A 12,026-nucleotide genomic window follows, 5' to 3' on the forward strand; every position below is an offset into this window, starting at 1 on the left:
CGGGCGCCGCCGCCGGCGCCGTGCGCGCGGCGAGGATGGCGCTCGACCGCGGAACCGGTGGACCGCCGCGGGCGCCGCCCGGGCGGTACCGCCGGCCGGGCGCCGTCGAGGCGTTCACCCTTGATTCCTCCTGAAGAGATTCCCCCCTGACGAGCCAGCACATCCATGAGCCGCCGGGTGTCCCCGGGAGCGGGACCCCGACGCGGACCGAGAGAAAAGGGCGCCTGCCATGTCCGGTCTCGCCACCCTGGCGACCGAACCCGACCACGAACGGGACTTCCGCCTGCTGTGGATCGGCAGCGGCATCAGCCAGCTGTGCGGAATGTCCACGGTGGTGGCCTTCCCGCTCCTCGCCGCACACACCCTCGGGGCGACCATCGGCGAGGTCGGTCTCATCACCGCCGCGGGCTATCTGCCCTGGCTGCTCCTCACCCTGCCCGCCGGCGTGTACAGCGCCCGGCTGCGCCCGCGGACCCTCCTGCTCCTGGCCGACCTCGGCCGGGCGGTGATCGTGACCATGGTGCCGGTCCTGGCGGCGACCGGGCACCTGGCGCTGTGGCACCTCTATCTGTCCAACGTCCTGGTCAGCTGCGCGACGGTGTTCTACGAGATCGTGTACCTGTCCATGCCGCCGCGGATGCTGCCGAAGGACAAGCTCGTCCAGGGCAACGTCCGGCTCCAGATGGCACGCGCGGTGTCGCTGGCCTTCGGTCCGACGGTGGCCGGGTTCACCGTGCAGGTGCTCGGCGCCGAGAGCGCTCCCCTGCTCAACACCGGCGGCTTCGTCGCCTCGGCGACCTGCAACCTGCTGATGCGGTCCACCATCGAGTCCGCCGCCGCCCCGGGCCGCCCCGCGGGCCTGCGGTCCGAACTCGCCGAGGCCGTCCGGTTCGTCATCCGCCGGCCGGTCATCCTGGCCTCGATCGCGGGCTCGGCCGTGGGGAACTGCTGCTTCGCCGCGTACGAGGCCCTGGTCATCATCTTCCTCGCCGAGGACGTCGGGGTCGCCCCGGGAACGATGGGCATGCTCATCGGCGCGGTGGGCATCGGCGCCCTGATCGGGGCGTTCGGCGCGGGCCACGTCAGCCGCCGGCTGGGCACGGCCCGTGCCGTCTGGATCCCCGCCGCCGTCTGCGCCCCGGCGGGGCTGCTCCTCCCGCTCACCTGTCCGGGCTCGGGGCTGTTCCTGTTCCTGAGCGGGGCGCTGCTGTCCCACGCCGGGTTCGCCGTGTTCACGGTCGGTCAGGCCACGCTCGTCCAACTGCTCACGCCGTCCGAACTCCTGCAGCGGACGGTGGCCTGCGTCCGGTTCGTCAGCCGCGGCATGCTCTTCGTCGGCGGCCTGGTCGGCGGCGCCCTGGGGACGCTGTTCGGTGCCCGGCTGGGGCTGGCCGTCGTGATGCTTCTCTGGATCGGTGCTCCCCTCATCACCGCGTCCTCCCGGCTGCGGTACTGGCGGGACATTCCCTCTTTGGAGTGACCACATGTCCGAAACGATCGACATCGTCATCACCACCATCGGGAACGGGTCGTTCCTGGAGCACTACACCGACACCCTCGCCGAGGGCGGTGCCCGGCTCGTCGTCATCCCCGACCGGAAGACCCCCCGCTCGTTCCACGACGCCTGCGAGCGGGCCCGCGCCCGGGGGGCCACGATCGTCTCCCCCGACGTGGAGGAGCAGGACCGGCTGCTGGCGAAGCTGGGTGTGCCCGATCTGATCCCCTACGACTCCGACAACCGCCGCAACATCGGCTACCTGCTGTCGTATCTGAACGGCAGCGCCTTCGCCGTCTCCATGGACGACGACAACCTGCCGGCCGTCAGCCCGTTCCTCGACGAACACCGGGTCGTGCTGCGGGGACCTGCGCGGCACCGCACGGTCTCGGCGGACACGGGCTGGTTCAACGCGTGCGACCTGCTGACGGTCTCCCCCTGCCGGGTGTTCCCGAGGGGGTTCCCCTACGGTCCGCGGGAGGCCCCGGCCGAGGTCACGAGCGCCGAGGAGACGGCCGACGTACGCGTCAACGCCGGGCTGTGGCTCGACGACCCCGACGTGGACGCGGTGACCCGGCTCGCGGTCCGGCCGCGGGTCACCGCCTACGGGGGCGAGGCCGCGGTGCTGGCGGCGGACACCTGGTGTCCCGTCAACTCGCAGAACACGGCGGTCCATCGGGACGCCCTGCCGGCGTACTACTTCCTGCGGATGGGCCAGCCCGTCGGCGGGGCGCCCGTCGAGCGCTTCGGGGACATCTTCAGCGGCTACTTCGTCGCGGCGTGCGCCAAGCATCTGGGGCACGCGGTCCGGTTCGGCGGTCCCCTGGTGCACCACGAGCGCAATGAGCACGACCTGCTCCACGACCTCGCCGTCGAGCTGCCCGCCATCCGCTTCATGGACGAACTCTTGGACTGGCTGAGGGAGTTCCGGCTCCAGGGCGGCGACTACCCGACGGCCTACGCGTCCCTCAGCCATGGTCTGCAGGACTTCGCCGAACAGGCGCGCGGCCCGGCCTGGACGCCGGAGGCGCGGGCGTTCCTGCACCGCACCGCCCATCTGATGCGGACCTGGCTGGCCGCCGTCCGCCGCGCCGACGGCGGCTGAGGGCATGGGTCCGGCGCGGGGATCCGCCGGGGGCGCCCGCGCCGGGTCCGTGCTCCGCGGATCAGCCCTTCGCGAGGACGGCGTCGATCGTCTCGCCCAGGGTCATCGCGGAACTGTCGAACCAGGTGCCCATGCCGTCGAGTTCGGTGCGCATCGCCTCGTCGAGGAACGACCAGTCGTCGGCCAGTACCTTGTCCCGCTCGGCGACCCGGCGGGCGACGACGTCCGCCGTCGGCGCGAGGACGATCAGGTGCAGGGGGAGGTCCTTCAGCTGCTCCAGGTAGAAGTCGAGGTGGGCGCGCCGGACGACCACGTCATCGATGACCGGGACGACACCTGCGGCGTGGAAACTCCGCGCCAGGACCGCGGCGTTGCGGGCCCGCAGCAGCAGCTGGCGGTCCGCTTCGAGGTCTTCCTCGGGCGAGGGCAGGTGACTTCCCGACACGATCAGCTCCTGGAGGTGGTCGCCCTCGATGTGCGCGCCGAGCGGGAAGCGACGGGCCAGTCCCGCGGACACCGAACTCTTCCCGGACCCCGGAATGCCGATGACGAGATAAACGTCGGAAGCGGGTTCGGTATCGACGACCTGGCCCTGGAACGAGGTTTCCGGCATGCTTCCTCTACTCCTTTGTCGAAAGTGTCGAGCAGCGGTCCGATATGGCCGGCACGGCGATCGTAGCAAGCGCCGACGGCCCGCCCGATCCGATTCACCGGAAACAAGAGGGGCTTATGTCGACCATCAGTTCGGTGCCGCCTCCCCCGCCGTGGTTGCTGATGTTTTCTGCCGACGACCGCGCGGCGTTGACGGAAAGAGCGAGAATGGCGGCGGAATTGTTGGCCAATGGTTCTCCGCCCGAATGTCTGCGTCCCGATGCGGAATATGTGAACGGCGTGGAACGCCTGGCCGTCGCGGCCGCGGACACGGCGGGTCTGATCGAGGGGCTGTCCTTCTTCGCCGACGGCCTGGCGAGCCCCCGGTGGACGGCGGGGCGCGCCGACGGTGCCGCCGCCCGGACCGCCTGGTGCTTCGGCGGCCACGGCAGCCAGTGGCCGGGCATGGGGCGCGCCCTGCTGGACTGGTCGCCCGTGGCGGCCGGGGTGTTCGCCGAACTCGACGCGCTGCTGCCCGGCGGCGTCGTCGGACCGCTGACGGGCACGGCCGGCGGGGAGGCCGAGGGGCCGGAGACGACGCAGCCGCTCATCTTCGCGGTGCAGGTGGCGACCGCCCACTGGCTGCGCTCGCTGGGCCTGCGGCCCGAGGCGGTCGTGGGGCACAGCCTCGGCGAGGTGGCCGCCGCCCATGTCGCGGGCGTCCTCACCCTCGCGGAGGCGGCGCGGGTCGTCGCCGTGCGCTCGGGCCTGCTCGCGCGGGCGGCGGGCGGCGGGGCGATGGCGACGGTCGGCCTGGACCGGCACACCGTCGAGCGCCACTGCGAACAGACCCCCGGAACGGTGGTGGTGGCCGCCCACACCGCGCCGAGGGAGACCGTGGTCACCGGGGAGAGCGACGCGACCCGGGCGCTGGTGCGCCGGCTGGAGGCGGAGGGCGTGCGGTGCCGGACGATCCGCATCAACGCGGCGTCGCACAGCCCGTTCGTCGACGGCGTACTGCCCGAACTGCGCACCGCGCTGGCCGGTCTCGCCCCCGCCGCGCCGCGCGTCCCCTGGGTCTCGACCGTCGACGCCGCCCCGGAACCGGGCGGGCTCGCCACCGCGGACTACTGGGCCCGCAACCTCCGGCGGCCCGTCCGGTTCACCCAGGCGGTGTCCGCCCTGGCGGCCCGGGGCATCCGGGCGTTCGTGGAGATCGGCCCGCACCCGGTGCTGGTCCGGCCGGTCCGGGACACCCTGCGGGCCGACGGCGTCGCCGATCCGCTCGTGGCCGCCACCGGCCACCGGGGAACCCCCGAACCGGTCTCCCTGCTGCGCCTGCTGGGCGCCCTGCACTGCCGGGGGCCGGCGCTGGACCTCCCGCGCCCAACCCCCGAGCCGTCCGCCGACCGAGAATGAGAGGGAACCGTGTCCGTAACTCCCCCCGCCCTGGACCGTTCGGCGACCGTGCTGGTGGCGGGCTCGTCGGGCCTCGTGGGCTCGGCCCTGGTCCGCCGCCTGGAGGCCGAGGGATTCACCTCGGTCGTCGGGATCCACTCCACGGACGTGGACCTGACCGACGCCCGTGCGACCCTCGACCATGTCGCGTCGGTCCGGCCCGCCGTGCTGATCGACGCGGCCGCCCGGGTCGGCGGCATCGCCGCCAACGCCGCCGAACCCGTGGAGTTCCTCACCGACAACCTCCGGATCCAGACCAACCTGTTCACCGCGGCCCACGCCGCGGACGTGGACCGACTGCTGTTCCTCGGGTCCTCGTGCATCTACCCGAAGCACAGCCCGCAGCCCATCCCGGAGTCGGCCCTGCTCACCGGGGAACTGGAGGAGACCAACGACGCCTACGCGATCGCGAAGATCGCGGGGGTGATCGCGGTGCGGTCCTACCGCCGGCAGTACGGCCGCCGGTGGATCTCCGTGATGCCCACCAACGTCTACGGCCCCGGGGACACCTTCCACCCGACCCGTTCGCACGTCCTCCCCGCGCTGATCCGGCGGTTCCACGAGGCGGTCACGGCCGGTACCGAGGAGGTCGTCGTCTGGGGCACCGGCACGCCCCGCCGGGAGTTCATCCACGTCGACGACCTGGCGTCGGCCTGCCTGCACCTGCTGGAGCGCTACGACGACCCGTCGCCGGTCAACGTCGGTGTGGGCGAGGACCTCACCGTCGCGGAGCTGGTCGCCCTCGTGGCGGAGACGGTCGGGTTCACCGGCCGGATCGTCTGGGACAGGAGCCGGCCCGACGGGACGCCGCGCAAGCTCCTGGACGTCTCACGGCTGCTCGCCACCGGGTGGAAGCCGAGGATCGGGCTGGCGGAAGGGGTGCGGAGCACGGTCCGCTGGTACGCCGAGAACGTCAGCCCGCGGAACCCGGACGGCGGATGAGGCTGCCGCGGTCCAGGACCGTCCTCGGGCCGGAGCGCACCTCGAACAGCGCCGGCCCGGCGCGGTCCCAGATCCGCACGGTCAGGTCCTGGCCCGGCAGCACGGGCGAGGAGAACCGGGCGGACATCGTCCCGAACCGGGCCGGGTCGCCCTCGCAGAGCGTGTGCAGCAGCGCCCTCCCGGCGAACCCGAACGTGCACAGTCCGTGCAGCAGGGGGCGGCGGAAGCCGAGCCGCGCGGCGACGGCGGGATCGGAGTGCAGCGGATTCCGGTCGCCGCTGAGCGCGTGGAGCAGCGCCTGGTTGGCCGCCGTGCGGTAGTGAACGGTGTGGTCGGGCTCCCCCGGAGGCCGTTCCCACCGCCGCTCCTCGGCCGGGGCGCCGCCGAAGCCGCCCTCGTGCCTGATGGTCAGTCCGCTGCGGAGACCGGCGAGCGGCCGTCCGGTGCGCGGGTCGGCGCAGGTGGAGTCGATGACGGCGAGCGCGCTGCGGCCGCGGTCCGTCAGCGCGGTCAGCCGGGAGGTCGTGACCGCGGCGCCCTCGGTGGGGAGCGGGCCGTGCAGGGTCACCGACTGCTCGGTGTGCAGCAGTTGCGACGCGTCGAAGTCGCCGAGGGCGGGCCGGTCCCGCGGGGAGACGAGGGTGGTCGCGAACGTCGGCAGCACCGCGGGCACGGTCCCGCCGGAGTGCCCCGCGGTGAACTCCAGTTCCCGGGCGGGATCCTCGGCTCCCGCGCCGACCCCGAGCGCGTAGAGGGCGGTGTCGGCGAACGTCCACCGCCGGGTTCCGGCGTCCCAGGACCGCCCTACGAGGTCGTGGTGGAGCGGCACGGACGAGCCCCTTCCGCGTGCGGTCCCGTCGGCGGGCTCAGAACTCGCTGACCCCGGCGTCGACGGCCATGGCGTGCGCCGTGACGTGCCGGGACTGGTCGGAGGCCAGGAACAGCACGGCGTTGGCCACGTCCTCGACCGAGATGCCGTCCACCGGCTGCATGTTCACCAGCATGCCGCGCAGCCGCGGGTCGGCCATGCTCGCCTTCGCGACCTGGGCGAGCATCGCGCGGCTGCCCATGGCGGTGTCGACGCCGGTGGGGTGCACGCTGTTCACCCGGATGCCGAACCGCGCGAGTTCGGCGGCGAAGGCCTTCGCCATCCCGCGCACCGCGAACTTGCTGGTGGTGTAGGGGACCATGAACGGCTGCGCCTTCAGGCCCGCCGAGGAGCTCATCAGCACGATGGAGCCGCCGCCGGCCGCCACCAGGTGCGGCGCGGTCGCCATCACGGTGTTCCAGGTGCCGCGCACATTGATGTCCATCGTGTCCCGGAAGATCTCCTCGGTGACCCGGTCCCAGGCGCAGGGGATGCAGATGCCCGCGTTGGCCACGACGGCGTCCAGGCGCCCCAGGGTCTCCACGGCCCCGTCGACCGCGTCCCGGAGACCGGTGAGGTCCCGGACGTCGGCCACCAGCGGGACGACCCGCCGGCCGGTCCCGCCGGCCAGGGCGACGGTCGCGTCGAGGTCGGTCGGCGCCGGCGAGGCGTAGGCCACGCCGGGCAGCGTCCCGCACAGGTCGACGGCGATCACGTCGGCGCCCTCGCCGGCCATCCGCACGACGTGCTCGCGGCCCTGCCCCCGGGCCGCGCCGGTCACCAGCACGACCTTGCCGGCCATCAGTCCGCTCACCGTGCACGTCCTCTCCCCTGAAGGGCCCACATGGCGGTGCGATACCCGGACAACGGTAGCGAAGTGCCCTGCTTCGTCCACCCGCTTCGGGGGCCCGCTACCCGATCGGGTACGGACCGCGCCCGTCTCTCGAACTCGCTTTTGCGTCGGCCGAGTTCCTGGGAGCCTGTACCAGGGACCGCCGAACGCCCGGCCAACCGCTCGCCCTGATGTGCGACAACGGGTCGTGCGGCGCTCTTCTGTGCCATGCTCAGGGACGTGACGAGCGAGTCTGTCCAGGACGCGGAGTCCGGCGTCGTGCCCGACGTCGTCGCACTGGCGAAGGTGGTGGCCAAACTACGGGCGGAGAACGAGCGGCTGGAGCACCTGGCCTCCACGACCGCCGTACTGGAGCGTGCCAAGGGCGTCGTGATGGCCCGGTCCGGCTGCTCCACGACGGCGGCGTACGAGGAACTGACGCGACGCGCGCGGGACAGCGGCCGCACCTTGACCGAGGAGTGCTGGATCGCCCTGGGCGACCTGCCGCGGGGCCGTGCCGTTCCCACCGCCCGGAAGGCCCTCGACGGGGACGGGACACGGTGCACCCGCGGTACGGCGCCGGACGCCGGTCGCGGGACGCGGACCGGCGAGGATGTCCTGGGCGGACTCGGCCGGGCCCTCGCCGGGGTGACCAGCCTGCGAGAGCTGGCCGAACGGCTGTTGGACCACCTGGCGGGGCCACCCGTGGCCGCCGACGCCGTGATGATCTTCCTGCGCACCGCCGACGGCGCTCTGGAGCTCGGCGGCCACGCCGGCACCGGGGCCACCGTCGCGGCCCAGTGGGCGTTCGTACCACCCGTGGGTGGCATCGCCGCGCTGGACGTCGTCCGCACGGGTGAAGCCGTCTGGCTGGAGGATCCGGAGCGGGACGCCCGGCGCTACCACCTTATCGGGGAGCCGGCGCGGCGGTGGCCCACCCGGGCCTGGCTCCCCGTGATCACCGGTGGCACGGTCACCGCGGCCCTCGGCGTCCTGCGCGCGGTGGACGCCCCCTTCGACCCGGCCGTGCGCGAACTGCTGCGGGCGGTGGCACGGCTGTGCGCCGGCGGTATGCGCATGTGCGACGCGCCGCCCGCACGGCCCCTCGCACGCCAGGCCGATCTCGTGCAGGCGGTCTTCGACGCCCTCCCGGGATCGGCCGCCCTGCTCACCCCGCTCCGGTCGCCGGCGGGCGAGGTCGAGGACTTCCGCATCGACGCCGCCGCCCCCGGCTCCGTGGACGTCGCCGGCCGGCGGGCCCACCAGCTGGTGGGCCTGCGGGTCCTGGAGTGCTACCCCACCATGGCCAGTGCCACCGCGTGGCGCGGCTACCTGGAGACGCTGAGGACCGGACGGCCGTACGAGAGCGAGCCGTTCTCCTACGAGGAGGTCGTCGCCGGTGTCCGGCACCGGTCCGTCTTCTCCGTGCGGGCGGCGAAGCTGGGCGACTCCCTCGTGGTCACCTGGATCAGCCACGACACCACCGCCCGGCAGCGGGACCTGCTGAGCGACCTCCAGCGGCTCGGCGACCTCGGCTGGACGGACTGGAACCTCGCCACGGACACCGTCACCTGGTCGCCGCAGGTCCACGACATCCTCGACCGCGACCGGACCCTGGGCCCGATGACCCTGGAGGAGCTCCAGCGCCATCTGCTGCCCGAGGACCTCCCGTCCTACGCCCGGGCCGTCCGGTCGCTGCTGGACGACGGAACCCCCCTGGACCACCCGTTCCGGATCACGACGACGAGGGGCGTCAAGCACCTGCGGGTCGTCGCCGAGGCGGTTCCCGACGCCCAGGGCACGCCCGTCGAGGTGCACGGCGTCATCCAGGACCTGACCGCCCGGCGCCGCGCCGAACTGGCCCTGCGGGAGTCCCAGCAGGCCGTCATGGACCAGCGCGACGTGCTCCAGGCCGAACGCCTGGTCGCCGCACGCCTCCAGCACGCGCTGCTGCCGCTGCCCGGCCAGTCGCTGATCCTCGCCGACCTGCGCGTCGACGTCGCCTACCTGCCCTCGCACGACGACCTCAGCGTGGGCGGCGACTGGTACAGCGCCGTCGAGATGCCCGACGGCTGCGTCCTGTTCGCCGTCGGCGACGTGGCCGGGCACGGCATCGACGCGGTGGCCACCATGGCCCAGCTGCGCTTCACGGCCAAGGGCATGGTCTTCACCGGCTCGTCGCTGACCGGCGCGCTGCAGCGGCTCAACACGCTGCTCCTGCACACCCCCGACGGACACGGCACGGCCACCATGGTCCTCGGCCGGTACGACCCGACCGAGCGCTGCCTGACCTGGGCGCAGGCCGGTCATATGCCGCCCCTGCTGGTACGGCGGGGCAAGCCGGAGTACCTCACCCCGCCCGAGGGCATCCTCCTCGGCGCGACCCTGCGGCCCTCCTACCGCGAGGCCACGTGCCGGATCGAGCCCGGCGACCATCTGCTGCTGTACACCGACGGGCTGGTCGAGCGGCCCGGGGAACACCTCGACGACGGCCTCGACCGGCTCACCGACACCGTCAGGGCCACCTACGCCGCCGGCGGCACGGGCGCCCGCGACGCGCTGCTCGCCCGCCTGCTCCCGGACGAGCAGCGTGACGACGTCTGCCTCCTGGACATCCACCTGCCGCCGGATTCCGCGCAGGCATAGGGGATTTCCGGCCGACTCACCGTCGTGCCACGTCACCCTGATCGGTCCATCCGGTAGCCCTCTCTGTTCCGGCCCAACTGAGTGCATGAGGCAATCAGTTCCGGACAACTGAGGCCGACGGGGGTTGCGGGGATATCGGGGGCCATGAAATCCATGGGTCCCGGAGCCCGGAAGCGGATTCGGCAACTGCCTTTTCCCCATGGCTCCGTCCGTCGAATTTCCCCTGCCCACTCCAGGAGACGTCGTGCGTCAATCAAGGCGTGTGAGATTCGCCGCGTGCGCTCTGGTCGCCGCCGCCACGGGCATTGCCCTCGGTGCGGGACCGGCGTCCGCCGACATCCCGATCGGCCAGAAGATGACCGGCAAGATGACCTACTACACGGACAAGGGTTACGGGGCCTGCGGAACGCAGATAGACGCGGCCTCGCAGGACCTGGTCGCGATACCGGCCGCGTGGTGGACCTCCCCCAACCCCAACAACGACCCGCTCTGCAAGGGAGTTTCGGTGGAGGTGAGCTACAACGGCAAGACCATAAGGGTGCCGGTCAGGGACAAGTGTCCGTCCTGCGACCGGACCCACCTCGACCTCAGCCAGACGGCCTTCCGGAAACTCGCGAACCTCGACCGCGGCGTGGTCAACGGCATCACCTGGAAGTTCGTCCGCTGATTTCGCCCGACGGCGGCGTGGTACGTCCCCGGGCGCCGCGTCACGCCGTCGCCGGCGTCGTGACGACTGAGACGGCTACGCCAGGAGCAGCGCCCGGTCCCACTCCGGTTCGGCCTCCGTGGCGGCGCCCAGCACCGCGAGCACCACCCCTGCCGCGCCGTCGAGGAACCCGGGGCCGCCGCCGGCCGGGAACGGCGCGGTCGCGAGGCGGCGTGCGAGGGAGCCGAGTTCGGGGTCGCCGGTGTCGTGGGCGAACCGCGCCGTGATGTGGAGCAGGCCCGCCACACCGTGGCAGAGGCCGGGGTCGCCGTCGACGCGCCGCTCCCCGGGAGGCCGTCGGTGGACGGCCTTCAGCGCCCGGACCGCGAGGTCGCACAGCGCGTCGTCGTCGAGCGCCACCCCCGCGAGCCACAGCGCCCGGGCCGTCCCCGGGCTCCCCCGGCACCATGAACCGCGGGCAGGACGCCCGGTGGTGACGCCGGGCCAGTTGGGCCCCCAGGCGTCGTCGGCGCGGCGGGCGGTCAGCGCCCCGGCCAGCCGGCCGACGGCCTCCCGCTGCCCGGGGACAGTGATGCCCTTGCCGAGGGCCAGGGACAGGAGGGCGAGGGGACCGGCGATCCCGTGCGCCATCCCGGGGTCGGGGCCCTCATGGATCCGTGCCCGGGTCAGGGCGGTGAGCACGTCCCGCAACGCGGTCGCCGACGCCGGCTCGTGGCTCCGGCGGAGGAGGTACGCCCCCGCTCCCGTCAGGCCGGAGACGACGTCGACGGCGCGCGGGGACGGCGGGCCGTCGCCCGCCTGCCGCGCCCGGGCGGTCGCCTCCGTGACGACGCGGTCGTGCAGCGCCGGTTCGTCGCGGTTCATGGACCGGGCGGCGAAGGCGAGCCCCGCCACCCCGCCGAAGAGCCCGGGCGGGGCGCCGAGCCGCTCGTACCCCCTGACCGCCGCGGCCAGGTAGCTCTCGGCGAGGGTTCCCCAGCCCCGTCCGGGGAGACCGCGGTCCAGCCAGTGGAACGCCAGGGCCAGGCCCGCGCCGCCGTCGGCGAGGTCGGGGCGGACGCTGTGGGGCACGCGGTGGGGCCGCGCGGCGGAGGTGACGGAGGCGAGGGCGGTGGCGGCGTCGCGGGCGGACAGGACGGCGGTCCAGTTCCCGTCGGTCATGTAAGGCCTCCGTCCGTGGCGCGGCGGTGCGGTACGGGTTCCGCGCGGCGGCGCCGGTCCGGCCGGCCGCGCGGAACCGGGCCGGGGCCTACGGCGGACAGCGCGGCGGGTCCGTGCACTGACCACTTGTGTTGTCGGTGTCACAGCACATGACCGGATCCAGCGCCTGCTCGTCCGTCTCGGGCAGTTCCTGGAGTTCCAGAACGGCGTCCTCCATGTTTCTCACCTCCCTCCCGCGGGGCTTGTGTCCGTCGTCAGATC

Annotated in this window: 11 protein-coding genes; 6 read left to right on the forward strand and 5 right to left on the reverse strand. The window is 73.3% G+C overall.

The genetic code is table 11. The features are described from left to right. Window positions 1-229 precede the first annotated feature (229 nt). Both HN013_RS10810 and HN013_RS10815 read left to right on the forward strand, forming a co-directional pair. Window positions 230-1,480 carry an MFS transporter gene (locus tag HN013_RS10810; protein WP_171165592.1) on the forward strand — a complete coding sequence of 417 codons (1,251 nt, stop codon included), beginning with the start codon at window positions 230-232 and terminating at the stop codon, window positions 1,478-1,480. Between the two features lie 4 nt (window positions 1,481-1,484). Beyond that, a complete protein-coding gene (locus tag HN013_RS10815; RefSeq protein ID WP_171165594.1) occupies window positions 1,485-2,600 on the forward strand; it encodes a hypothetical protein in 1,116 nt (371 codons plus the stop codon). Window positions 2,601-2,661: 61 nt separating this feature from the next. On the opposite strand, the gene HN013_RS10820 is transcribed toward HN013_RS10815, so the two are convergent. Next, window positions 2,662-3,213, reverse strand: a complete 552-nt coding sequence (locus HN013_RS10820) for an AAA family ATPase (RefSeq protein WP_171165596.1) — start codon at window positions 3,211-3,213, stop codon at window positions 2,662-2,664. 278 nt (window positions 3,214-3,491) lie between these two features. Between HN013_RS10820 and HN013_RS10825 the strand changes: the two genes are divergently transcribed. Together HN013_RS10825 and HN013_RS10830 are read left to right on the forward strand one after the other, a co-directional pair. Beyond that, entirely contained in the window at window positions 3,492-4,610 is a 1,119-nt protein-coding gene (locus HN013_RS10825) for an acyltransferase domain-containing protein (protein WP_171165598.1), read from the forward strand. Between the two features lie 9 nt (window positions 4,611-4,619). Next, window positions 4,620-5,591, forward strand: a complete 972-nt coding sequence (locus HN013_RS10830) for a GDP-L-fucose synthase (protein ID WP_171165601.1) — start codon at window positions 4,620-4,622, stop codon at window positions 5,589-5,591. On the opposite strand, the gene HN013_RS33895 is transcribed toward HN013_RS10830, so the two are convergent. After that, complete coding sequence (locus HN013_RS33895) at window positions 5,563-6,420, reverse strand: MaoC/PaaZ C-terminal domain-containing protein (protein WP_171165603.1); 858 nt, start codon at window positions 6,418-6,420, stop codon at window positions 5,563-5,565. The two genes, HN013_RS10830 and HN013_RS33895, sit on opposite strands and share 29 nt — an antisense overlap. Before the next feature lie 37 nt (window positions 6,421-6,457). Continuing rightward, window positions 6,458-7,273, reverse strand: coding sequence for a mycofactocin-coupled SDR family oxidoreductase (locus HN013_RS10840; protein WP_171165604.1), 816 nt, complete (start codon window positions 7,271-7,273; stop codon window positions 6,458-6,460). A 258-nt stretch (window positions 7,274-7,531) separates the two neighbouring features. Between HN013_RS10840 and HN013_RS10845 the strand changes: the two genes are divergently transcribed. Then, window positions 7,532-9,937 (forward strand): SpoIIE family protein phosphatase, encoded by a 2,406-nt coding sequence (locus HN013_RS10845; RefSeq protein ID WP_312018564.1) that lies wholly within the window; start codon window positions 7,532-7,534, stop codon window positions 9,935-9,937. A 262-nt stretch (window positions 9,938-10,199) separates the two neighbouring features. Next, window positions 10,200-10,604: a cysteine/serine endopeptidase inhibitor gene (locus tag HN013_RS10850; RefSeq protein ID WP_171165608.1), complete on the forward strand. Its 405-nt coding sequence runs from the start codon at window positions 10,200-10,202 to the stop codon at window positions 10,602-10,604. Window positions 10,605-10,679: 75 nt separating this feature from the next. Here the strand turns inward: HN013_RS10850 and HN013_RS10855 are convergent, their stop codons facing one another. Continuing rightward, complete coding sequence (locus HN013_RS10855; protein WP_171165610.1) at window positions 10,680-11,765, reverse strand: lanthionine synthetase C family protein; 1,086 nt, start codon at window positions 11,763-11,765, stop codon at window positions 10,680-10,682. A gap of 88 nt (window positions 11,766-11,853) precedes the next feature. After that, window positions 11,854-11,982, reverse strand: a complete 129-nt coding sequence (locus HN013_RS33645) for a hypothetical protein (protein WP_283247536.1) — start codon at window positions 11,980-11,982, stop codon at window positions 11,854-11,856. Window positions 11,983-12,026 lie beyond the last annotated feature (44 nt).

Source organism: Streptomyces sp. I05A-00742 (genome assembly GCF_013055795.1).
Lineage (GTDB): Bacteria > Actinomycetota > Actinomycetes > Streptomycetales > Streptomycetaceae > Streptomyces.